Source organism: Chromobacterium haemolyticum DSM 19808, assembly GCF_000711885.1.
GTDB lineage: Bacteria > Pseudomonadota > Gammaproteobacteria > Burkholderiales > Chromobacteriaceae > Chromobacterium > Chromobacterium haemolyticum.
Genome location: NZ_JONK01000001.1, coordinates 91417 through 113384, shown reverse-complemented (window position 1 = coordinate 113384; position 21968 = coordinate 91417). Strand labels below are relative to the sequence as shown.

At 62.3% G+C, this 21968-nt stretch carries 19 protein-coding genes; 7 read left to right on the top strand and 12 right to left on the bottom strand.

Annotation, left to right across the window (positions count from 1 at the left end; translation table 11 throughout):
• The gene (mnmH, locus tag BR71_RS00535; RefSeq protein ID WP_043631162.1) at positions 1-1038 is read left to right on the top strand and encodes a tRNA 2-selenouridine(34) synthase MnmH; all 1038 of its coding nucleotides are present in this window, start codon (positions 1-3) and stop codon (positions 1036-1038) included.
• Positions 1039-1197: 159 nt separating this feature from the next.
• Positions 1198-3174 carry a bifunctional tRNA (5-methylaminomethyl-2-thiouridine)(34)-methyltransferase MnmC2/FAD-dependent 5-carboxymethylaminomethyl-2-thiouridine(34) oxidoreductase MnmC1 gene (mnmC, locus tag BR71_RS00530; protein ID WP_043631158.1) on the top strand — a complete coding sequence of 659 codons (1977 nt, stop codon included), beginning with the start codon at positions 1198-1200 and terminating at the stop codon, positions 3172-3174.
• A gap of 222 nt (positions 3175-3396) precedes the next feature.
• Here the strand turns inward: mnmC and BR71_RS00525 are convergent, their stop codons facing one another.
• On the bottom strand, positions 3397-3825 hold the full coding sequence (locus BR71_RS00525; protein ID WP_019104189.1) for an acyl-CoA thioesterase: 429 nt from the start codon (positions 3823-3825) through the stop codon (positions 3397-3399).
• Positions 3826-4876: 1051 nt separating this feature from the next.
• Here BR71_RS00525 and BR71_RS00520 point away from each other — a divergent pair.
• Positions 4877-5605, top strand: coding sequence for a peptidylprolyl isomerase (locus BR71_RS00520; protein WP_043631156.1), 729 nt, complete (start codon positions 4877-4879; stop codon positions 5603-5605).
• A 172-nt stretch (positions 5606-5777) separates the two neighbouring features.
• On the opposite strand, the gene BR71_RS00515 is transcribed toward BR71_RS00520, so the two are convergent.
• Positions 5778-6953, bottom strand: coding sequence for a chitinase (locus BR71_RS00515; protein ID WP_244269574.1), 1176 nt, complete (start codon positions 6951-6953; stop codon positions 5778-5780).
• Between the two features lie 234 nt (positions 6954-7187).
• Between BR71_RS00515 and BR71_RS00510 the strand changes: the two genes are divergently transcribed.
• Positions 7188-7772: a LysE family translocator gene (locus tag BR71_RS00510; protein ID WP_043631153.1), complete on the top strand. Its 585-nt coding sequence runs from the start codon at positions 7188-7190 to the stop codon at positions 7770-7772.
• Here BR71_RS00510 and BR71_RS00505 read toward each other — a convergent pair.
• From BR71_RS00505 to BR71_RS00485, 5 genes are all read right to left on the bottom strand, one after another.
• Entirely contained in the window at positions 7746-8621 is an 876-nt protein-coding gene (locus tag BR71_RS00505; RefSeq protein ID WP_052370217.1) for an AraC family transcriptional regulator, read from the bottom strand. The genes BR71_RS00510 and BR71_RS00505 overlap by 27 nt on opposite strands.
• A 4-nt stretch (positions 8622-8625) precedes the next feature.
• Positions 8626-9390 carry a YdcF family protein gene (locus tag BR71_RS00500; protein ID WP_043631867.1) on the bottom strand — a complete coding sequence of 255 codons (765 nt, stop codon included), beginning with the start codon at positions 9388-9390 and terminating at the stop codon, positions 8626-8628.
• Between the two features lie 54 nt (positions 9391-9444).
• Entirely contained in the window at positions 9445-10512 is a 1068-nt protein-coding gene (locus tag BR71_RS00495) for a type 1 periplasmic-binding domain-containing protein (protein WP_052370216.1), read from the bottom strand.
• Between the two features lie 40 nt (positions 10513-10552).
• Complete coding sequence (locus BR71_RS00490; RefSeq protein ID WP_052370215.1) at positions 10553-11407, bottom strand: hypothetical protein; 855 nt, start codon at positions 11405-11407, stop codon at positions 10553-10555.
• Positions 11408-11616: 209 nt separating this feature from the next.
• The gene (locus BR71_RS00485; protein ID WP_043631147.1) at positions 11617-12648 is read right to left on the bottom strand and encodes a flagellin N-terminal helical domain-containing protein; all 1032 of its coding nucleotides are present in this window, start codon (positions 12646-12648) and stop codon (positions 11617-11619) included.
• A gap of 174 nt (positions 12649-12822) precedes the next feature.
• On the opposite strand from BR71_RS00485, the gene BR71_RS00480 reads away from it, so the two are divergent.
• The 3 genes from BR71_RS00480 to BR71_RS00470 all read left to right on the top strand — a co-directional run bounded on the left by BR71_RS00480 (position 12823) and on the right by BR71_RS00470 (position 16173).
• On the top strand, positions 12823-14223 hold the full coding sequence (locus BR71_RS00480; RefSeq protein WP_043631144.1) for a CoA transferase: 1401 nt from the start codon (positions 12823-12825) through the stop codon (positions 14221-14223).
• 70 nt (positions 14224-14293) lie between these two features.
• Entirely contained in the window at positions 14294-15043 is a 750-nt protein-coding gene (locus BR71_RS00475; protein WP_043631142.1) for an MgtC/SapB family protein, read from the top strand.
• 107 nt (positions 15044-15150) lie between these two features.
• Positions 15151-16173, top strand: a complete 1023-nt coding sequence (locus BR71_RS00470; protein WP_156038748.1) for a hypothetical protein — start codon at positions 15151-15153, stop codon at positions 16171-16173.
• A 64-nt stretch (positions 16174-16237) separates the two neighbouring features.
• Here the strand turns inward: BR71_RS00470 and flgL are convergent, their stop codons facing one another.
• The 5 genes from flgL to BR71_RS00445 form a co-directional block, all read right to left on the bottom strand.
• On the bottom strand, positions 16238-17161 hold the full coding sequence (gene flgL, locus BR71_RS00465) for a flagellar hook-associated protein FlgL (RefSeq protein ID WP_043631139.1): 924 nt from the start codon (positions 17159-17161) through the stop codon (positions 16238-16240).
• 10 nt (positions 17162-17171) lie between these two features.
• Entirely contained in the window at positions 17172-18953 is a 1782-nt protein-coding gene (flgK, locus tag BR71_RS00460; protein ID WP_043631136.1) for a flagellar hook-associated protein FlgK, read from the bottom strand.
• 81 nt (positions 18954-19034) lie between these two features.
• The gene (gene flgJ, locus BR71_RS00455; RefSeq protein ID WP_043631134.1) at positions 19035-20021 is read right to left on the bottom strand and encodes a flagellar assembly peptidoglycan hydrolase FlgJ; all 987 of its coding nucleotides are present in this window, start codon (positions 20019-20021) and stop codon (positions 19035-19037) included.
• 89 nt (positions 20022-20110) lie between these two features.
• Positions 20111-21208, bottom strand: a complete 1098-nt coding sequence (locus tag BR71_RS00450; RefSeq protein WP_043631131.1) for a flagellar basal body P-ring protein FlgI — start codon at positions 21206-21208, stop codon at positions 20111-20113.
• A 59-nt stretch (positions 21209-21267) separates the two neighbouring features.
• Entirely contained in the window at positions 21268-21963 is a 696-nt protein-coding gene (locus BR71_RS00445; RefSeq protein WP_233423349.1) for a flagellar basal body L-ring protein FlgH, read from the bottom strand.
• Positions 21964-21968: the final 5 nt, after the last annotated feature.

Genomic DNA, 21968 nt, shown 5'->3' with positions numbered 1-21968 from the left:
ATGCTTTTCAAGGTCGCGAACGTATCACAGCTAGGGCAGTTTGACGAGATCATCGACGTCCGTTCCCCGGCAGAATTTGCCGAGGATCATATTCCTGGCGCCATTAACTGCCCGGTTCTGGACAACGATGAGCGGATTCGCGTCGGTACGCTGTACAAACAGGTTTCTCCATTTGAAGCGCGCAAAGTGGGCGCGGCGCTGGCCGCCAAGAATATCGCCCGGCACATCGAAGAGCGCTTCGCCGATCGCCCCAAATCCTGGCGCCCGCTGATATGCTGCTGGCGCGGCGGCCAGCGCTCCGGCTCCATGGCGCTGATTTTCGCACAGATAGGCTGGCCAGCGCATCAGTTGGAGGGCGGCTACAAAGCCTACCGCCGCCAAGCGCTGCAATGGCTGGATGAGCTCCCGGGACAGCTCAAACTGCGCGTGATCTGCGGCCCCACCGGCTCCGGCAAAAGCCGCTTGCTGCATGCCTTGGCGCGCGCCGGCCACCAAGTGTTGGATCTGGAGCAGTTGGCCAATCACCGCGGCTCGGTGCTCGGCCGCCTGCCGGACTTGCCGCAGCCGTCGCAAAAATGGTTCGACACCTTGCTGCTGCAACAGATTCGCGGCCTGGACCTCATGCGGCCCGTCTTCATCGAGTCGGAAAGCAAGAAAGTGGGCTTCGTCACCCTGCCCGACGCGCTGTATCGTCAGATGCACCAAGGCGACTGCCTGCTGATCGACGTGCCCTTGGCCGAGCGCGTGCGCTTTCTGCTTGAGGATTACGCCTTCTACCTGCAAGACCCAGAGACCTTGATCCGCCAGTTGGGTTTTTTGAAGGGTTTGCACTCAGGGGAGCAAATGGAGGCCTGGAACCAGATGATCCTAGCCGGCCGCTTTGATGCGCTGGTAGCGGATTTGCTGGCCAAACACTACGATCCGCTCTACTACCGTTCGCTGGGCAAGCATTACCCGCAGCTGGCCGAAGCCGTGCCTCTACGGCTGGACAGCCTGGCACCGGAACAGCTGGACCTGGCCGCCTCTCGCATCGCCTGAGGCACAACGCTCCACGAAGCGCAGCAGGCTTTGAACAGGCTCTGAGAGCCGGCTCAGCCGCTGTCTCGAGGAGCGGCGCTGATCGCAGCGCGAAACTACGGTATCATCAGAACATCCTAATTCATCAGCGGCGCCGCGCCGCGCCCCGACTCCGCGCGCATGACCCCACACGCTCAACTTGACTGGCAAGACGGTCAACCGGTTTCCCTCGCATTCGGCGATGTCTATTTCTCCCGCGCCTCCGGCCTGGACGAAACCCGCCATGTTTTCCTGCGGCACAACCGCTTGGCCGAACGTTTCGCCGAACTGCCCTCCGGCGGCCACTTCACCATTGCGGAAACCGGCTTCGGCACCGGACTGAATTTCTTGTGCGCGTGGGAATGTTTCCTGCAATACGCGCCGGTCGACACGCGCCTGCACTTCATCAGCGCGGAGAAATTTCCACTGACCCCGCGCGATCTGACCCAGGCGTTGGCGCTCTGGCCCCAGCTCGCCGGCCTGGCCCAACAATTGCTGGCCCAATACCAGGCCCTGCCCCCTGGCTGGCACCGCCTGCTGCTGAATCAGGGACGCGTCACGCTGACCTTGCTGATCGGCGACGTTCTGGAAGTGCTGCCGGAGGTGGACGCTCGCGTCGACGCCTGGTTCCTTGATGGCTTCGCTCCGTCCAAGAACCCGGACATGTGGCAAGCGGAGCTGTTCCAGGCCATGGCGCGGCTCTCGGCGCCCGGCGCCACCTTCGCCACATTCACCAGCGCAGGTTTTGTGCGCCGCGGTTTGAGCGAAGCCGGCTTCGCCGTCAGCAAAACCGCCGGTTTCGGCCATAAGCGGGAAATGAGCCACGGTCATTTGCAAACCCTGCCCGCCGGAGAGTGGTCGCCGCCGTGGTTCGCGCGCCCGGCGCGGCGTCATGGCGAACGCAGCGCCATTGTCATCGGCGGCGGCATCGCCGGGGCCGCCAGCGCCTACAGCCTGGCTTGCCGCGGCTGGCAAGTCACCGTGGTGGAACGCCTGCCCGAACTGGCCCGCGGCGCCTCCGGCAACCCGCAAGGCGTGCTGTACACCAAGCTGTCTCCACACTTCACCCCGCTGACCCGCCTGATCCTGTCCGGCTACGGCTACAGTCTCCGCACGCTGAAAACCCAGTTGCCGGAAGACGACGCGAACTGGCGCGGATGCGGCGTATTGCAATTGGCCTATGACGCGGCCGAGGCGGAACGCCAGCAAGGCCTGGCCTCAGCCGGTTTTGGCGCCGATTTCCTGCGCCCGGTCGATGCCAGCGAGGCCAGCGAGCTGGCCGGCGTCGAACTGCAGCACGGCGGCCTGTTCTTTCCGGAGGGCGGCTGGATCAACCCGCCCGCCCTGGTGCGCAAACTGGTGGAACATCCCAATATCCAGGTTCGCACCAGCCGCACCATCGTGGAGCTGGATTACAACCCGTTGGACAAAAGCTGGGTCGCCATCGGCGATGAAGGCTCCGTGGCCATCGGCTCCGTGGTCATTCTGGCCGGTGCGGCGGAAACCGGCTCCTTCGACGCCACCCAGCACCTGCCCTTGAAAAAGATTCGCGGCCAAGTCACCGTGGCGCGCGCAACCGAACACAGCGAAGCGCTGCGCACCGTACTGTGCGGCGAGGGCTATATTTCCCCGGCCCGATTTGGCGAGCACTGCCTGGGCGCCACCTTCAAATTCAATACCGAAGATCTCGGCGTCAATCTGTTCGAGCATCAGGAAAATCTGCAAATGCTGGCGGGGCTAGCCCCCAGCCTGTACCAGGCTTTGGGCGGAGAAGGCCTGCTGGACAAAGCCCTGGCCGGGCGCGCCGCGCTGCGCTGCACCAGCCCGGACTACCTGCCCATCGTCGGCCCCGTCGCCCACGCGCAAAGCCTGATCGACGCCTATTTGCCCCTGAGCAAGGACGCCTCGCTGAAACTCAGCGCATCAGCGCCCTGGATAGATGGTCTCTACGTCAATACCGCCCATGGTTCGCGCGGCATGATCACCGCGCCGCTGTCCGGCGAAATCCTCGCCGCTCTGCTGGAGGACGAACCCGCCCCGGTGGCCCGCAGTCTGATGCAGGCCACCCACCCCAGCCGATTCCTGATCCGCGACCTGATGCGCAACAAAGTCCCCTAGCAGGGCTGACGCGGGTCACCAGGCAAAAGCCCCCGACGCATCAGAGCGCCGGGGGCCAAGAACAACGGCGGGAGTCTCAGAGCTTGTTCAAAGTCTGCTGCGCTTCGTGAAGCGTTGTGCGGTGAGTACAAGCTCAAAATGCTCATATACCCCTCGACCATTCCGATTTCTCAGCCGTTTTCGCCGTGTCTCGCCCTTGCTCGCGAGACTTTGAACAGGGACTCAAACGGCGGATTTGGCCGCCGTCTCCACCGCTTCGCGGATGTCGTCGGGAATGGAGACCGACTTGCCCGCCTGGTAGTCCACCCACACCAATGTTACCTCGCCGCTGGCGTACACTACGCCGGGATCGTCGCGCCGATAAAAATGATGGCGCAGCTTCAAACTGCTGCGTCCCAGCTTTTCCAGTTCAATGGTAATGTCGAGCGTGGCCGGATAGGTGATCTCCTTGCGAAACACGCAGGAAGTGCCCGCCAGCACCGGCCCGCAGCCGGAAGGATCGATCCCGTGCCCCAGGCTCTCCAGCCAATCCAGGCGGATCTGTTCCAGATAACGGAAATAATAGGTATTGTTCAAATGCCCGACGGCATCCATATCGCCCCAGCGCATCACGATGCTGCGAGTGTCGATTACCGGGTAATGCTTGTCCACGCTGTTCCCCTTGAAAGACGAGCCGGCGCGGCGTCCATCAAGCGCCGTTCACGGCCGGCGCGCCATGATTGTTTGCACTGCGTCATGATAACGGCCAATCCCTTCCGGGTCACATAGCGTCACATAAAACACAACAAATCCAAATATCCGCCTTCGAAACAAAACGGCATACTGGTTTCCGTCAGCAGCCAGGGCTCGCGAGAGTCCTGATCTGGCATGATCAACGCGCGGGTTCTGTTGGAAATTACCTACCCCTTCTGGCCAGCGCGTTGGTCTCCTGAGCGAAGGTGCAAATTGGGGCCCCATCCGGGGCTCTTTTTTTATGCGCCGCAGCCCCGCATCAATACAAAAGCGCAAATTCATTGCGCAATTGTTAAGCCTACCCCGATTTCATCACAGCCCGTCACACAAGCCCCCAATAATCACTCTATTTGACCCGTTCCGGCAGGCGCATACTGCCTCCATCGAATTCGCTCTCCCCCGAGGGCGGTTTGATACGATCGAAGCGCTGTTCGCTGTGGATACACGCCCTCCGGCAGCTGCGTAGATCACCTGAGCGAAGGTGCAATTCAGAGCCCCCTTACCGGGGCTCTTTTTTTTTACCTTTCCTCCACGGCGGAGTGAACCCACCTCCCCCATGCTTTTGTGATAGACTCCCGGAAGCGAAGCAAAAAAAGAGGCCGCACGAAGGCGGCCCAAACGGGGATCTCAATTCACTAAAGTGTCCAAATACAAGCTTGGCGCGTCAAAACTAAAGCACAGACGGACGACGTCTACATAACACAAGCTCAATCGAAGGTCCTACAAGCGGCTTGAAGCAAGAAGTAAAAACCCGCCTGCCGAACCTTCATGCCAGCCTTGAAGCTGCATGGCTCGTATACTAGCGGCTACGCCGCCGGACAAATATAAGATTTTTCTTAAAATTTCCGTGTTTTATTCCAAAGCCCAGAAGGCGGCCCGCAGCCTTTCTTGACAAGCGCGGCGAACGCTTTTCTAATCGCAAATTTCCCGCCTTTAGGCGCCCCCTCGTTCACTATCACAGGAAACCTCCATGACCATTCGAGTCAACGGCATCGAAATCACCGAAGACATGGTGCAAACGGAACAAGCCCACTACGCTGACGCGCCGAACCCGCACGATGCCGCCGTTCAGGAGCTGATCCTGCGCGAACTGCTGCTGCAGAAAGCCAAATCCATCGGCATCGACACCGCCGATCAAGGCACCGCCATCGGCGCCCTGCTGGAACAGGAGCTGCAGGTTGACGCTGTCGACGAAGCGGCATGCCTGGCGTTCTACAATCAATACCCCGAGCGTTTCAGCAGCGGCGAATCCGCCGTGGCCAGCCACATTCTGTTCCCGCTGGGCGAAGGCCTGGCCGGCAGCCTGGCCAAGGCCAAGGCGGAAGGCGTACTGGAGGAAATCAAAGCCAACCCGGCCCGTTTCTCCGACCTGGCTCGCGAACACTCCACTTGCCCGTCCGGCCAACAAGGCGGCAGCCTGGGCCAGTTCGGCCGCGGCCAGATGGTGCCGGAATTCGAACAGGCGGTATTCAGCACCGACGCCGGCCAGATCGCGCCGGACCTGGTGCAGACCCAGTTCGGCTACCACATCATCCAGGTACAGGAACGCCACGAAGGCGGCAAAGTGAGCTTTGAAGAAATCAAGGACCGCTTGCAGCAATATCTGAACGACATGGCCGGCAACAAGGCGATGCAGGCCTATCTGGGCCAATTGGTAGCCGCCGCCCAAATCGAAGGCTATTCGATGCCCGCGCTGTAACAACCCTCTCGATCCAAGACTTTGAACAGGCTCTCAAGCCCGGCCCAAGTCCATCAAAAACCGAGGCGCAGTCGCGCCTCGGTTTTTTTTCTGCGCCTCAGTTGCGACCACGCAGAGACGCCGCCACCGGCCGCGAGAATGGGAAGCCGTCCTTGCGGTCCCAATTGATCGACTAGCTCATCACCCCACGGAACATCGGGTAGGCCTGATTTGGTTTGACTACGCCGCAGTTCTTCAAGGCCATCAGGCAATCCAGTGATTTGACGACGGTATCCGCGCTGACAAAACCAGAGTTGGCGGAACTACGTCCGGAAGGCACGCCAAAAGCCACTTGATCGGGCCTCAAGCCCTTGAAACTGCCCGAAGCGCCGTAAGCCAGGGGAAAGCCTTCAATCAACATCTTGCTGCCTCCCACCAGCATGTCCACGCTACCTTCCGCCAAGGCGGCGGTGGAATACGGCGTGTTCAGCCCGCCGTTGTTGTAGTACTGGACATGAATCACGCTCAAATCGTCGCGCAAGGCGTCAATGATGGGCAGATAAGCACCCCAGATGCTGCCGTAGGCTACGTAGCCGCCCTGAACATAGGGATGTTCCGGCGCCATAGACAGGTAGAAACCCGCACCCACCTTGGTTTTCAACTGTTTCACGGCGCTGATCAAGTTGCCGATGATGGGCGCACCCTGCGACACCCCGCTTTCCAGATCCAGATCGATGCCGTCGAAACCGTATTTGACGATGATGGCGTGGAGGCTATTGACGAAATTCTGCGCCTGCGCCGAAGTGTTCAGCGTGACCGAGCCATTTTGTCCGCCCAGCGACAGCACCACCTTCTTGCCTTTGGCCTGCTTGGCGCGAACATCCTGGATGAACTGCGCCTCGGACCCGGCCTTGGGATCCAGCGTGAAGCTGAGATTGCCGTTGCCGGCATCGTCGGCAAAGGCGACGACGATCACATCCCAATCGTCGCTAACCTGGCTGAGCGGATAAGTGTCGCCGCTGGGATTGGCGAAATTGTGCCAATACCCGACCAGCGCATGCTTGGCGAACGGCGCGGACGGGCCCGGGGATGGAGATGGCCCTGGGGACGGAGTCGGCTCCGGCGCCGCGCCGCAGCTTCCCCCAGCCTGCCACAGCGTGGGCGTGGTCGGCGGATTCCAATTGGCGCCCACATAGGCGGTATGCGCCGCGCGCGCTGTGTAATTGGCCGCCGCATAGGCCGCCACATCGCCCGCCTGGTAAGTTGAACCCTCTCTCCAATCCGGACACGCGGCGGCCAAGACCGGCCCTGCGCCCAACACCATTGCGCATACCGGCGCCAACAGCACGGCTTTCCCCTTCGAGTACATGCGGCATCCTCCTTTGCGATACGACAACACGCGCTGCCGGCGGGATGCCGGACTGGGCGCAAACTGGTATTTGATTGGTATTACATAAAACACGTAATGTCAAAGGCATTTTTGAAACCGCTCCGGCAGCCGGGTCAATTTTCTACAATACGCCCCTCCCCGGCCCAGCTACTTTGTCCGGGACAGCCAAAGGCGGATATCCGGCCGCCGCGCTGCCCACCGTCAGGAGACATCATGAATCAGACTCTCGCCATGGCCGGCTTCGCTCTGGCCGCCTCCATCACGCCGGGCCCGGTCAACCTCGTCGCGCTCAGTTGCGGCGCCCGCTACGGCGCGCGCGCAGGCATGCGCCATGTCGGCGGCGCCACCGCCGGCTTCACCCTGCTTCTATTGCTGACCGGCCTGGGCCTGGAGCAGACCTTGCGGCAATGGCCGGCGCTCACCCAGGCTTTGCAATGGGCCGGCGTGACCTTCTTGCTCTATATGGCGTATCAATTGGCTCGCAGCGACGGCTCGCTGGATATGGACAAGAACGGCGCCCGGCCAAGCTGGTGGCGCGGCGCGGCGATTCAATGGCTGAACCCCAAGGCCTGGATCGCGGCGCTGGCGGGCTGCGCGGCCTTCACCTCCGGCCAAGACGCGACGGCGTTATGGCGCTTCGCCGGGCTCTACTTTCTGATTTGCTACGCCTCAGTCGGAGCTTGGGTGGTGACCGGAGCCTGGCTAGGGCAAAAGCTGGAGTCGCCCAAGCGGCTTCGGCTCTTTAACCAGACAATGGCTTTATTGCTGGGGCTAAGCGCGCTGGGCTTGCTGAACTGAGCCGGCGCGGTACTGCCCCGGCGTGGCGGCAACGTACTGTTTGAAGATTTTCTGCAAATGGGCCTGGTCGGAAAAACCGGCGGCCTGCGCCACTTGCGCCAAGGGCAGCCCGCCGCGCACCAGCCGACGCGCCAGCTGCACTCGCTGATTCAGTAAAAAGTCGTGAGGCGTGACCCCGTAACGCCGTTTGAACGCGCGAATCAGATAGGAGGCCGACAAGTCGGCCGCAGCGCAGATCTCCTCCAGGCGCAAAGCCTGGTCGCAATGCGCCGCAATATACTCCGCCGCGCGCGCCAAACGCTGGCTAGACTCCGCCGCCGGCTCTACGGCCAAGCCCAAGACTCGGTGCGCGCCTCCGAAAAAGGCCGTAGCCGCCGTGTCCTTCTCCAGAGACTCCCGTCCCTCCGAGCACAGCAAGTCGAACAAAGCGTTGAAACCGGCAAACAAGCGCGGATCCTGGCTCGCCGTGTCGCCAAAAGGACGAAAGCCGCCGCCCTGATCCAGGCCAAGCGTTTGCTGCAAACCCCCGAGCCAGGCTACATCCACATACAACATGCGATAAGACCAAGCCTGTGCCGCCACGGGGTTGCAGGCATGGGTGTCGCCCGGGTTCATCAACACGAGGGAGCCTTGCTCGCTACGGCGCACTTTGCCGTTGAAGTAGTCGCAGGCGCCCGCGGTGATGACGCCAATGGAAAACGTCTCGTGCGCGTGTCTGGCGTAACAGACGCGGCGGCCGTCGGCCACCGAGCGAGCCTCGAACTGCGGCAAAGCCGCATCTCGCCAGAAGCGATGATCCACCTTATGTCTCCCGGCCGGGAATAGGGACGCGGCGAATGGTTCCGGCATCGCTCTACTCTCCTTTCATCCGGTAAAACAAGATGCCCAGCCACTCCCGCAGCGCGGCGTGACATTCCTGCATCGACCGTCCGCTGGGCAGAAACCAGGCCACGCCGCCTCCATCGTAACGGATGAAGGCGGTTGGGGCGGCCGTCACGTCCAGAGCCTGGCGCTGGAAAAACGGCAAGGCCCGGCGCAAATGCCAGCCCTGGCTGACCAACGCAATCCGCTTGATCCCGGCGGCATGCAATAGGCCGGCGGAATATCGAGCGTTTTCCAGCGTGGTGTTGGAGCGCGCCTCCACCCAACGCGGGGCAATGCCGTACTCCTCGCGCAGAACCCTAGCCATCACCTCGGCCTCCGCTTCCCCGCCCATCGGCGCGCCGCCGGTCAGCAGGATCGGCTTGCCGCTTTGTCGCGCCAACCGCGCGGCGTAACGCAGCCGCGCCAACGAATCCGCGCCGGGCTCCATCCCGCCGTACTCGGGCGCCGGCTTCTTGCCGCCGGACAACACCACAATAGCTTCCACCCGGTTCAGTTGCTCGGTGCTGATCACCGGATAACGTTCCAGGCTGCGGTTCAGCCACATCGCGGTTATCGGCGTGCTCAAGGCGTACAGGCCGGCCATGCCCAAAATCAGCAGGCAGGCCCCCAAGCGCCGCCAGCGGCGGCGCAGCCACAGTCCTAGCGACATCAGCAGCAACATGTTCAGCGGCGGCAATAGCAAGGAGCCCAAGACCAAGTGGACCAATACTTGCGTGGAAATCGAGGAAACCATGGGAAATGACAATGCGTTGACTTGGCGCCAGTTAAACATGCGATGCCCGGCAAATCAATGCCGCGGAAACCAGATGGCCGCATAGGCGCGGCGGTAACCGTTGTCCGGGTCGTAACCAATGCTCAGATAACTATCGCGTATCGTCCGTTTGACCAGCAAATGCGGCTGGGTGATGTAAAGACTGGGCGGCTGCCCGGCAAAGGCCCGGTTCAGCTCGTCGGCCATCTGCCAACCATGCAGATGCAGGGGTTCGGCAATGGTCGCCTCCTGCATCAAGCCCGCTCGAATCCGTCTCATCGCACTCAGCGAGCCGTCCCCCAGCGAGATATTCACGACGGAGGCGTTAAGCTTCCCCAGCGGATGGCCGATGGAATCGTAATACAAGTCGTTGATGCCTATGCTGTGGGTCCAGGCCTTGCCGTGGCGCTGATACAGCTCCGCCACCTTATCCGGCAGCAGCAGCTGGACCTGGGCCAGCGAAATGTCCTCCACCGCCAAAACCTTGCAGCGCTGGCACGCTTGCAGTTGCCTCACCGCTTGCCTGGTTTTGGCGGTGGCGATGGCGAAACGGCTATCGGTGAACAACACCACCCCGACCGGACCGCGGCTGCTGGCCACGATGTAGTCGGCGGCGGCTTGCGCCGCGGCCAAGGGGCTGGTTGAGATATTGGTGAACAACACACCGGGCAAGGGGCCGGGCTTCTCGCCGGCATGCCAGCCAAGCACAATCACGCCTTGCGCATGCAAGCGTTGGATCTGCGGCAAAAACTCCTGAGCGTCGAAGCCCCCCAAGGCCACGGCGGCCGGCCGTTCCCGTTGCGCGCTTTCCAGAAACTGGAGCAGCGAACTCCGCTGCCCCTGACCATCCAACAGCGTCAAGCGCCAGCCCAATAAACGTCCGGCCTCGGCCAACCCCCGGTACACCCCAACCACGCCGCCGTTGCGCAGATCCGAGGCCAAAAACCAGACGCTGCGGCCAGGCTCTGCCGCCGGGCCGCTGACCGGACCATCCCACTCGATCCACTCCCGCGCCGGATTTTCCCTCGCTTGTGGAGCGTCAACGCCGGCATCCGTAGAGCCGCCGACGGCGAAGTCCACGCTAAGCAGACACAGAAGCAGCATGAGAAGGCGCAACATGGACCCACTATAGACCACAGCCGGGTCAAAACGGCACGCCATTCCCCGCCAGCAATTGACCGGCCACTTCCGCCGCCACGGCAAACAGCAGCGGCGACAGACGCTGCGCCTGCAAACCCGTCGCGCCATGCCGGCTGATCGCCAACCCGCTCCATGGCATGCGCTCGCCGATCAGGCAGGCGGTTAGCTTGCCGCCCCCTCGCTCAACCGCGGCCTCAATCTCCGGCAGACGCCGACGCAAGGCGCGACACACCTCCCCCTCCGCCACAAAGGCTAGAGCCACCCCGGCCACCACACGCCGGATGCGCAGGCAGAATGCGCCGATTCCCGGCACCGTCAGCCATAGCAGCAGGTCCAATTCGTCCAGCTCCGGCTCGGACTCGCGCTCCAGCGCATCCTCCACGCTCAGCGTCAGCGCCGGTCCGCCCCATAGCCAGAACGGCAGCGTCAACGGCAGGGGCGGCTCGCCGGCGGCATTGCGCACTCCGGCCAAGGCCAGCTCCGGCAATTGTTGCAGCAAGACTCCGGGCAGATGGCTGCCGCCTGCCTGCTGGAATTGCGCCGCCGCCTGCGTCAGCCGTCCCAGCAAAGCCTGCCGCCAGGCCTGGGCCAGCTCCGCGGCGGCCGGCTGCGGCTTCTCCAGCCTGGGCATGGCGGCCTGCTCCAGCTGCCAGGCGCGCGCCGGCGTTTCGCCTTCAGGCGCCGCGCCCTGACGCTCCAACTGCAGCGACAGCTTCAGCTGCGGCTGGGTGGCCAGCACCAGCACTTTCAGCACCGCGCCGGGCGTCAGTTCGGCCGCGCCTTGCGGCCAGGCCGGCAGCGCCAACTGGATGCCGTCGCCGCTCAACAGCGGCCGGCCGTCAGCGGCTCGGCTTAGCACCGCCTGCCACTGCCGGCCCGGCGCAAGCTCCGCGCCCGGCTGCGCGCCGTTCGAAATCGGCGCGCTCGGCGTGACCGGAGCCGCCGCCGTGATCGCTCGGATTGAAATAGCCTTGCTCCTTCAAAAAAACCGCTCACATGACGCAAAAAAGCCAGCCGCATACGCAGCTGGCTTTGGATACGCGCCGGATAATCGACGCGGAGTCGCGATTACTGCAGCAGGGACATGGCCAGGCTGCTCATGCTGCCGCTTTGCTTCAGCATGGAAGTGCCGGCTTGCATCAGCATTTGCTTGGAGGTCATGCTGGCGCTTTCGTTGGCGTAGTCGGTGTCCATGATACGACCCTTGGCGGCCAGAGTGTTGTTGTTCACGTTGGCCAGGTTGTTGTTCACGTGGTCCAGACGGTTGGCGTTGGCGCCCAGGGAGGAGCGAACCGAGCCTACCGAATCCAGAGCGGCCTGGATGGTGTTGATGGTGTCGGCTTTACCGATTTCATCGCCCTTGGCGGCTTTGTCCAGAGCGGCTTGGCCGTCTTGCTGAGCCTTCAGCGCGGTTTCGTAAGCGGTTTTCTTGGCGCCATCGGTCGGATCGGCATCGTAAGCCGTTTTAGCGGTGTCGGTCGCGGTAACCAGAGCCGGCATCGCGTCGGTAGCGGTCTTGACTGCTGCTGCGTAGGCGGTACCTGCGGCGTCATCCTTGAAGAAGGTTTTGGAAACGCTGCCCAGCGCGTTGTTCAACGCGGTCATGCCATCCTTCATGTTCACCGTCATGGACTCGTCGGCCGACGCGCCGATCTGGAACTTCATCTCTTCGGTCAGCTTGCCGCCTTGCAGCAGTTTTTCACCGCCGAAGGACGTGTTCTTCATGATGTTGGTCAGTTCCTTGCCCAGTTCGGCAAATTCGGACTGCATCGCGCTCTTGTCGGCCTTGGTGGAGGTGGCGTTGGCGCCTTCGGTGGACAGGTCCTTCATGCGCTGCAGAATGTTTGACACTTCGTTCAGCGCGCCTTCTGCGGTTTGCAGCATGGAGATGCCGTTCTGGGCGTTCTTCATCGCCACTTGCATGCCGCGGCTTTGCGCGTCCAGACGGGTAGCAATCTGCAGGCCGGCGGCATCGTCCATGGCGGAGTTGATGCGGAAGCCGGTGCCCAGACGGGTCATCGAAGTGGACAGCGCGGTTTGGGTGCCGGTCAGGTTGGACTTGGTATTCAGTGCGGCGATATTGGTGTGCAGGCTCAGCATAGCTTTGTGCTCCAGAAGTCAGGTTGGTTGGTCCGGCATCGCTGCCGTCACCCTCACAAGGCGGCCGCCGCGCGCCAAACTTAAACACACGGCCAGCGTGAAAAATCACATTGCTTGACGAAGGGGCGCGGGCTGTTGAAAGATCAATGTCATAAGCACAGCCTCCACACCGCCATGACCACACTCAACGGCCAACAGGCCCTGGCCCAGCTCTGGGCCGCCGCCGCCCTCGACCCCTCCGCGCTGGAACGCGCCCAGTTGCCGACTGGCCCGGCGCCGTTGCCTTCCTCTTTCGCGGTCGGCGCCTTGGCCCAGGCCAGCATTGCCGCCAGCGCGCTGATGGCGGCGGAGTTCTGGCGTCTGCGCGGCGGCGCGGCTCAAACCGTCACAGTCGACCTGGCTCACGCCGCCGCCGAATTCCGCAGCGAACGCTATCTGCGCGTCGATGGCGCGCCGGCGCCTGAACTATGGGACGCCATTGCCGGCCCCTATCGTTGCGGCGATGGCCGCTGGGTGCGCATCCATACGAATTTCCCTCATCATCGCGATGGGATCCTGCGCTTGCTGGGTTGCCGTCATGACAAGGACAGCGTGGCCGCCGCCTTGCAAGGCTGGCGGGCTTTCGAGTTTGAACAGGCGGTAGCCGAACGCGGCCTGGTGGCCACGGCGATGCGCAGTTTCAACGAGTGGGACCGCCACCCGCAGGGGCAGGCCGTCGCCGCCTTGCCCTTATTTGACATAGAGCGCATCGGCGATGCGCCGCCGCTGGCACGTCCCTTCGCGCCACGCCCCTTGCAAGGCATACGCGTGCTGGACCTGACCCGCATCATCGCCGGCCCGGTAGGCGGCCGGGTGCTGGCAGCGCATGGCGCCGACGTGTTGCGCGTCACTTCGCCGCGACTGCCGTCCATCCCGCCGCTGGACATCGACACCGGCCGCGGCAAGCGCAATGCCGAGCTGGACTTGCGCCAGGCCGCCGATGGCGAACAGCTGCGGCGCCTGCTGGCCGAGGCCGATGTCTTCATCCAAGGCTATCGGCCCGGCGGCCTCGCCGCGCTCGGTTTCGGCCCGGAACAGGCCGCGCGCCTGCGTCCGGGCATCGTCTACGCCTCGCTGTCCGCCTATGGCCACACCGGCCCCTGGGCCGAGCGGCGCGGCTTCGACTCCCTGGTTCAGACCGCCAGCGGCTTCAATCACGCCGAGGCGAAGGCTTTCGACGACGAGCGGCCGCGCGCGCTGCCGGCTCAGGCGCTGGACCATGCCGCCGGCTATCTGCTGGCTTTCGGCGTCATCGCCGCGCTTGCCCGCCAAGCGCAAGAAGGCGGCAGTTGGCAGGTTAGGGTTTCACTAGCGCAAACCGGACACTGGCTGCGACAGCTTGGCGCAGACAGCGCCGGCTGCGCCGCCGCGGACCCCGGCCTTGAGCAGATAGCGCCCTGGCTGGCCGACTACCCGTCCGGCTTCGGCGCCTTGCGCGCCGTCCGCCATGCTGCCCAACTATCCTTAACTCCAGCGCATTGGGTGCTGCCTTCGACGCCGCTGGGCAGCCACGCCGCAGAATGGCTGCCACGCTAAAACGGCGGTGGCGCTCGCCACCGCAACTTGTTATCGTCGGCGCACCAGCCTAAGCGCCAATGGAGCATGCATGGATATCTCGTTCGCCGAACTGATCAGCCGATACTGGTCTACCCCCAAGTGGGAAATCAATCTGCTCATCACGCTTAACTTGCTCGGCGGCCTCCTGCTGGGCTGCTTGGTGGGTTACGAGCGCTGGTTCAACGGCCGCGCCGCCGGCATGCGCACCTACGGCCTGGTGTCCATGGCCTCCGCCGCGGCCATCAGCATCGTCGGGTATTCCGGCTACTGGTACGGCGGGCTCTACCCCGACATGACCCACGGCGACATGACCCGCGTGGCCCAAGGCGTCCTGACCGGCGTCGGCTTCCTGGGCGCAGGTATGATCATGAAGGAAGGCCTGTCCATCAGCGGCCTCACCTCTGCCGCCTCAATCTGGATGTCCTCGGTGATTGGCATCCTGGTCGGCGTCGGTTTCTATGCCGCCGCCATCGCCATTACTTTACTGTGCGTGCTGTGCATGCTCTCCATCAATCAGATGGAAAACCGGCTGCCGCGCCGCTTCAGCCTGTTCATCGTCATCCGCTTCAAGCCGGAATACCAGTGGACGGTGCAAACGCTGAGCGCTGGCCTGCTTCGCTTCGGCGTGCGTCTGCACGAGGACAGCATTGCGCTGAACGCCGGCCCGGACGCCACCGAATGGAGCTTTCTGGTCTCTGCGCAAAACCGGCGGGACCTGGTCAATGTCGTGGACCTGTCGCGCGAGATCATGCAGATCGACCATATCGAAACCCTGAGTATCCAGCCCGCTCGCAATTGAAACCCCTGACCTAGCCGCCCCTCCGCCGGCTAGGTATTTTCACGCCATCAAGTTCCGTTCCGGATTGACGATATCAGTTCACCTACACTTCCGTTCCGGAGCCTGCAATGCGAGTCGCGTCCATGGCGCTGTCGATGAGCAGCCAATACAGTTTCAGCCAAAGCCTCAGCGTTCAACAACAAAGCCGCGCCTGGGCCCAGCTCCCCCCCTCCCCGCCGCCGTCAAAGCCTTCCTCCGATGTCAGCCTGAGCTCCGACGGCGTCAAGGCCAGTTCCCAGGACAAGGCGTTCTCCGATGGCATGACGCCGATGCTGGGGCTGATCAAGGACATTCTGGAAAAAGTGCTTGGCGTTAAATTCAAAGTGGTCGACGGCACTCTGCAAAGAGACGACGGCAAGGACGAGCAATCCGCCGACTCCCGCCCTGTACGCTCCGGCCAATCTTCGACTGCTCCGCAGCAGTTGCTCTCCGGCGGCGAACTCAAACAAACCGTCGACTACCAAGAAAGTGAAAGCCTGGCGTTTTCGGCCAAAGGTTCGATCAAGACCCAAGACGGCCGCGAGTTCAACTTCGCTCTGGACGTGCAAATGAGCCGCAGCTTCGAATACCACAGCAGCAGCACTCTTCAGTTTGGCAACGGCCACGCCACCGACCCCTTGATGTTGAGCCTGGGCAACGACGCCGGCAGCTTCAGCGGCGCCAGCGTCAGCTTCGACCTGCAAAGCAACGGCAAACAAAGCCAACTGCCCTTCATCAACAACGGCGGCTGGCTGGCGCTGGACCGCAATGGCGACGGCAAGATCAACAATGGCAGCGAGTTGTTCGGCACTCAGTCGGGCAACGGTTTCGCCGATCTGGCCAAGTTGGACAGCAATGGCGACGGGGTGCTTGATGACGGCGACGCGGCGTTCGCTCAATTGAAGCTCTGGTCCGGCCGAGACGGCGACAAGGATCAATTGATGGGCTTGAAGGAGTTGGGCATTGGCGCCATTCTGCTGCCCAGCGTGGACAGTCCGTTCAGCATCAAGAACGCAGACAATCAGTCCCAGGCCGACATCCGCCGTTCCGGCGTCTATCTGACTGAAGACGGCCGCGCCGGCCGTGTCAGCCAGGTGGATGTCTACGGTTGAATCCGCCAGCGGAAAATAGCAAAAGGCCGCTTGCGCGGCCTTTGTCGTATCCGGCGGACGCCGGTCAGGAGATATAGTTGAACAGCGAGAGCTGAGTCACCTTGTTATAGGTCAGCTGGCTGTATTTCAACGAAGTCTGCGCCAGGGTGAAATCCGAGATCGCCTGCGGCATGTCCAGATCCTGCAAATCGCCAATACTGCTGGCGTACTGCAGCTTCAGGCTCCCCCCCACATTCTGCATATTGTCGTTCTGCTGACCGCGGGCGCCGATGGACGCCAGGGACAGAGAAAACTGCTGCTGGGCCGAATCGATGGCGTTGATCGCGCTGTTCAGCTGCGTGCCGAAGTTGGCCGGCTTCGGGTTTTGGCCCAGCAGGGTGTTTAGTTGCAGCAAGGCGTCGAAGGCAGCCGTAGGGCTGCCGCTAGGCGTGCCGAACACCGTGCTGCCCGGATCGGAAATCGTCATTTGCTGCGAAGCGCTGATCTGCACGCTGCGCTGGCCGGTATCGCCCTGGTAAGTGGCCGGCGGCACCGCCGACAGGCTCACCACATAAGGCACCGTGTCGGTCTTGTTGCCGCTGAACAAATAGTTGCCGCGGCCGTCGGTGGAGTTGGCGTAGGTGGTCAGCTCGGTGATGCCTTCCTGCAACTGCTTCTGAATCGCCTGCAGTTCGGTTGGGCTCAACGCGCCGCTGCCGGCGGAAATCGCCAGGCTCTTCATGCTGGCCATCAGGTCCGACGAACTTTTGATCGCGGTCTCGGACAGCGACAGCCAAGAGCTGACCGCCTGGGTATTGGTGATGTACTGGCTGTTCTGGCCCTGCGACTGGCTGAGCAGCAGGATACGCGCCGCGGCCACCGGATCGTCGGCCGGCGTCACCACCCGCTGCTGATTGTCGATCTGCATGGTGAGCTTGTAAATGCTGGCCTGCAAGCTCTGCATATTATTCAGGCCGGACTGATAGATGGTGTTGGAGCTGATACGCATCGGTCTCTCCTTAGCCCATCAGGTTCAGAATGCTGGAGAAGGTGGTTTGCGCCACTTGAATCACCTTGCTGCACGCCTGATAGGACTGTTGATACTTGATCAGATTGGCCGCCTCCTGATCCAGGCTCACCCCGGTGACATTGGACAGGCTTTCCGTGGTTTGCTTCAACGTGTTCAGCATGGCCGCGGACTGCAATTGCGCGGTATTGGTCTGATTGCCCACCGAGGCCACCAGAGTCGAATAATAAGAACCGTAAGACTGATTGCCCATCAGTTTAAGGTTCTGCTGCGCCAGCAGCTCGCGCAAATTGGTGTTGTCGCCCGGAGGCGGCTTGGTGCCGGCCGGGGCCGGCCCCACGGTAAAAGTCTGGCCGTTGATCGGCGCGCCGGACAGCTGAAAGCTGACGCCCACGTCCACCGGAGGCACCGCCGTTGTCTGCAACTTGAAGCTGTTGCTGGCCCCGCCGCCCACCGGAACCACATTGTAAGGTCCGCCGCCGTTGGGGCCGGCGATGGTGGCGGTCATCGTCGCCGGAGTGCCGGTGGCGGTAATGGTCATTCCGGTCATGCCGATGGAGGGGTGCGTGCCGGTGCCGGGAAAAACCGGCGGCACGCTATTGAGGCTCCCCGCGTAACCGCCCGGCAGCGTGGCCCACACGCCGCTCATGGTGACGCCGTTGCCACCGGCGCCGCCGGTGGACACCATATTGGACGCGGTGGCCAGTTTATTGGGGTCGCCCATCAATACTTGCAGATTGCTCGCCGCATTCTGCGGATTGGAGGCGTAGCTGCTCAGATCATTGAAAATGGGCTGGCCGGCCCCGCCTGTGTTGTCCACGCCCAGCTGATTTTGATAATTGATTGAAGCGGCAAAATTGATCGCCATCGTGCCCAACTGCTGCCGGGCCTGCAACAGGGGCCCATCGCGAAAGTTCAGCAAACCGCCTAGTTGGCCGCCGGAGACCAGATTGTTCGGAATCGCCGTCACCGTGCCGTTGGGGTTGTTGAACACCAACTGCAAGGTAGTGGGATCGCTGGGCAAGGGCTGCGTGGCCAGGGTGTTGGTCTGGCCGCCTGTCACCAGGGTCTGACCGTTGCCTATGTACACCGAGTAAGTCCCGTCCGCTTGCGGTACAGCCTTGGCGCTGACCAACTTGTTCAGCTCCAGCATGGCCTGATCGCGCTGGTCCATCAGCGTGTTGGGTTGCGCGCTCAGTTGATTGCCGCCGGTCAATGCGGCGATTTCGGTGTTGAGGCTGGCGATCTGCGAGGCCAGCGCGTTGATGCTGTCCACCGTGCTCTTGATCTGACCGTTGGCGCCGGACTGCAGCTGTTGCAACTGTCCGTCGATGGTGGCGAACTTGGTGCTCAAGGCCTGAGCCATGTTCAACACGGTCTGCCGGCTGGGAAGGGCGTCCGGCTGCTGCGACAACGTCTGCATCGCACCAAAGAAATCCTGCAAGGCCGGAATGATGGAAACATCGGTGGACGCCATCAGATTGTTGATCTGATTCAACTGCTTGACCTGGGTGCTGTAATAGCTGCTGTTGGTCTGCGCGGTTTGCACCTGGCCAGACAGGAATTTGTCATAGGTGCGCAGCACATTGGTAACGTCCACGCCCTGCCCCAGAAAGCCGAAGCCCGCATATTGCGGCGCGCGGCCGGCCTGGGTGATGTATTGAACGTTGTAACCCGGCGTGGAGACGTTGGCGATGTTATTGCCGGTTACCGACAAAGCCGCTTGAGCCGCATTCAGTCCGCTCACGCCGATCGAGAAAATATTGGAGCCCATGATTTACCTCTGTTTGCTTTATCGGCCCGGCGCGCGGAAACTTGACCCTAAAACACAAGTTCCGCCGCCGCAGCCTTGTCCTCAACTGCGCGTGGTTTGCTGCGCTAATGTCGCCGCCACGTCCACCAGCTTGCGCGCGTAGCGCGGATCAGTGGCGTAACCGCCGGATTGCAGCGCATGCGCGAAACCATACATGTTCCGCCCCTGGTTCAACGCGCTCTTGTAGCGAGGCGAATCCTTCAGCAGACGGGCATAGTCGCTGAAGGCCTCGGCGTAAGAACCGTAGGCTCGGAATTTTTCCACTCGCTTCTGCGCAACCCCGCCTTCGTATTCGGTAGTCATCACGCTGACCGTGCGCCCCTGCCAATCCCCGCTGGCCTTGATGCCGAACAGGTTATGGCTATTGCTGCCGTCCGGGTGGCGGATCGCCCGCTTGCCCCAGCCGCTTTCCAGCGCCGCATGCGCAACCACGGCTTCAGGCGCCACGCCCAACTGCGCCGCGGCCGTTCGGGCGTGCGGCAACATCTCGGCGGCGAAATCGCGGCCGCCGCCCTTGCCGGCCGCTTCGGCCTTGACCGGAACCGCCGGGGCCGTCAAGGTCAGCGCCGCGCCTGCGATCTGCTGCGCTTCCTGGTAAGCCTGCAAGGCCTTGGCGCCGCCGACCGGACGCGCGGCCAGTTGCGGGCCGGGAGCGGCGTAAATCGTATGCGTGCTTTTGTCGTCCGGATCGAAATTCGACTGTTTGGCGATCTGGCGATACAGCATGTCGCCCAAGCCCAAACCGCCATTAGAACTCAAGGCCTGAGTCAGTTGCTGGTCGTACAAGCCCTGGTAGGTACTCAAGCCGTTGGACTCGCCTTCCGGGTCAAACTTGGTCTCGCGCATGTTCTTGAGCAAGGTATTCATCAATAAGGCCTCGAACTGAGACGCAACTTGCCGCGCCGCGCCCTTCGGGTCCTTGATCGCCTGTGCCCGCAGTTCATTCAGCTGGCTCGGATCCACAGCCAACTGCCGGTTTAGCAAATCGTTGGCGCTCATGGCGCCCGCATTGATGGACTGAATCGTCATTTCTCGCTCCTGGAATTCATCCAAAAGCAAGATTCGGGCCAGAAAAAAAAGACGGCCGCTTGGCCGTCTTTTTCCTTCCCTCCCAAAGCTCAGATGATCTGCAAGTCCGCTTTCAGCGCGCCGGCGGACTTCATCGCCTGCAAAATGGAAATCAGATCTTGGGCATTCGCGCCCAGCGCGTTCAGCGCCGCCACCACTCGCGACAGATTGGCGCCGTTGGGCACGTTGATCAGCTTGCTTCCTGGGGTATTGATGCTGATGTCCGTCTGATTGGTCACCGTGGTCTTTCCTCCGGACAGCGGGTTGGGCTGGCTCACTTGCGGCGTGTTGCTGACGGTCACGGTCAGGTTGCCGTGCGACACCGCGCACGGCGCCAAGGTCACCGCCTGATTCATCACGATGGAGCCGGTACGGGCGTTGATAATGACGGTGGGGGAAACATCTGCCGGGTCGACGGCAATATTTTCCATCTTGGCCAGAAACTGCACGCGCTGGTCCGGATCGAACGGCGCGCGCACTTCGATCAGCCGGCCATCCACCGCTCGCGCAGTGCCCTGCCCAAACGATTTGTTGATGGCCTGCACCACACGGTTGGCGGTAGTGAAGTCGGACTCGCGCAACTCCAGATTGATGAACTCGCCGGAGCCCAGCGCAGTGGGCACTTCGCGCTCCACTGTGGCGCCAGCCGGAATGCGGCCCACGCTAAGCTGATTTATCTGGGCAGAGCTGCCGCCTGCCGAGGCACCGGCGCCGCCGACAACCACGTTGCCCTGCGCCATCGCGTAGATCTGACCGTCCGCGCCTTTGAGCGGTGACAGCAACAAGGTGCCGCCGCGCAGGCTTTTGGCATCGCCGATCGACGAAGCCGTCACGTCTATCGCCTGCCCCTGCCGCGCAAACGGCGGCAAGGTCGCAGTCAGCGTGACCGCGGCGACGTTCTTGGGATCGAGCTTGGTGCCAGGGGGCACTTGCACGCCCAACTGGTTCAGCATATTGGACATCGCCTGACCGGTAAACGGCGACGAGGTGACCTTGTCGCCGCTGCCATCCAGGCCCACCACCAGGCCATAGCCTATCAGTTGGTTGGGACGCACCCCGCCGACATTGGTCAGATCCTTCAAACGTTGCGCCGCCAAGGCCGGGAACAGCGCCAGCGCCAACAACATCCCTAACATCAATCGCTTCATTTTCCGCCCGCTTTCAGCCCGCCGCGCCCGCCAAGCGGCCGCGCCCGGCCGGTAATCCGTTAAATCGGCAATATACTCATGAAAAACTTGGTGAGCCAGCCCGGCTCATTGTACAGCCGGTGCGTGCCCTTGGTCTGCTGTTCGATGCGGGCGTCCGCCACCTTGAGCGAAGACACGCTGCGATCCGCGCTGATATCGCGCGGGTTGACCACGCCGGACAGGCGGATCGACTCGGTATCGCTGTTCACGCGCACGACTTTCTCGCCGCTGATCGACAGATTGCCGTTGGGCAACACCTCCAACACCGTGACAGTGATGGAGCTGACAAAGGAGGTAGCCACCTTGTTGTCGCCCTTGCCGGTATTGTTGGCCGAGCCCGTGCCGCCAAAATTGGCGCCGGCCAAGCCACCGGCGGCGCCGCTTGGCAGGAAGGGAATCTTGATCCCGGCGTTGATGCTGCTGTTCAGACCCGAAGTGCGGGTATTGGTTGTCTGCTCCGATGCCGACGTGGACGAGTTTTCCTGGATGTTCACCGTCAAGGTGTCGCCGACATAAGCGGGCATCCGGTCCTGAAACAACGGCCTGTAGCTGGCCACCTGGAAAATCGACCCATTGGTAGGCATGCTGACCGGCTGCGGTTGCGGACGCGCGCTGGTGGGTTGCTGCACAAGCGGCGGCTCCTGGGTCACGCAAGCGCTTAGTAGTGCGGCCAACATCGCCGCTATCGCCATCGCCTTCATCAAACACCTCGTCAATTCAA

Bases quoted from the DNA above. Each gene is read 5' to 3' on its own strand.
- BR71_RS00475 (WP_043631142.1), top strand. From the start codon at position 14,294: ATGGATATCTCGTTCGCCGAACTGATCAGCCGATACTGGTCTACCCCC.
- BR71_RS00480 (WP_043631144.1), top strand. From the start codon at position 12,823: ATGACCACACTCAACGGCCAACAGGCCCTGGCCCAGCTCTGGGCCGCC.
- BR71_RS00505 (WP_052370217.1), bottom strand. From the start codon at position 8,621: ATGCCGGAACCATTCGCCGCGTCCCTATTCCCGGCCGGGAGACATAAG.
- BR71_RS00515 (WP_244269574.1), bottom strand. From the start codon at position 6,953: ATGTACTCGAAGGGGAAAGCCGTGCTGTTGGCGCCGGTATGCGCAATG.
- flgJ (WP_043631134.1), bottom strand. From the start codon at position 20,021: ATGACGATTCAGTCCATCAATGCGGGCGCCATGAGCGCCAACGATTTG.
- flgL (WP_043631139.1), bottom strand. From the start codon at position 17,161: ATGCGTATCAGCTCCAACACCATCTATCAGTCCGGCCTGAATAATATG.
- BR71_RS00510 (WP_043631153.1), top strand. From the start codon at position 7,188: ATGAATCAGACTCTCGCCATGGCCGGCTTCGCTCTGGCCGCCTCCATC.
- mnmH (WP_043631162.1), top strand. From the start codon at position 1: ATGCTTTTCAAGGTCGCGAACGTATCACAGCTAGGGCAGTTTGACGAG.
- mnmC (WP_043631158.1), top strand. From the start codon at position 1,198: ATGACCCCACACGCTCAACTTGACTGGCAAGACGGTCAACCGGTTTCC.
- flgK (WP_043631136.1), bottom strand. From the start codon at position 18,953: ATGGGCTCCAATATTTTCTCGATCGGCGTGAGCGGACTGAATGCGGCT.
- BR71_RS00520 (WP_043631156.1), top strand. From the start codon at position 4,877: ATGACCATTCGAGTCAACGGCATCGAAATCACCGAAGACATGGTGCAA.
- BR71_RS00495 (WP_052370216.1), bottom strand. From the start codon at position 10,512: ATGCTGCTTCTGTGTCTGCTTAGCGTGGACTTCGCCGTCGGCGGCTCT.
- BR71_RS00500 (WP_043631867.1), bottom strand. From the start codon at position 9,390: ATGGTTTCCTCGATTTCCACGCAAGTATTGGTCCACTTGGTCTTGGGC.
- BR71_RS00470 (WP_156038748.1), top strand. From the start codon at position 15,151: ATGCGAGTCGCGTCCATGGCGCTGTCGATGAGCAGCCAATACAGTTTC.
- BR71_RS00485 (WP_043631147.1), bottom strand. From the start codon at position 12,648: ATGCTGAGCCTGCACACCAATATCGCCGCACTGAATACCAAGTCCAAC.
- BR71_RS00450 (WP_043631131.1), bottom strand. From the start codon at position 21,208: ATGAAGCGATTGATGTTAGGGATGTTGTTGGCGCTGGCGCTGTTCCCG.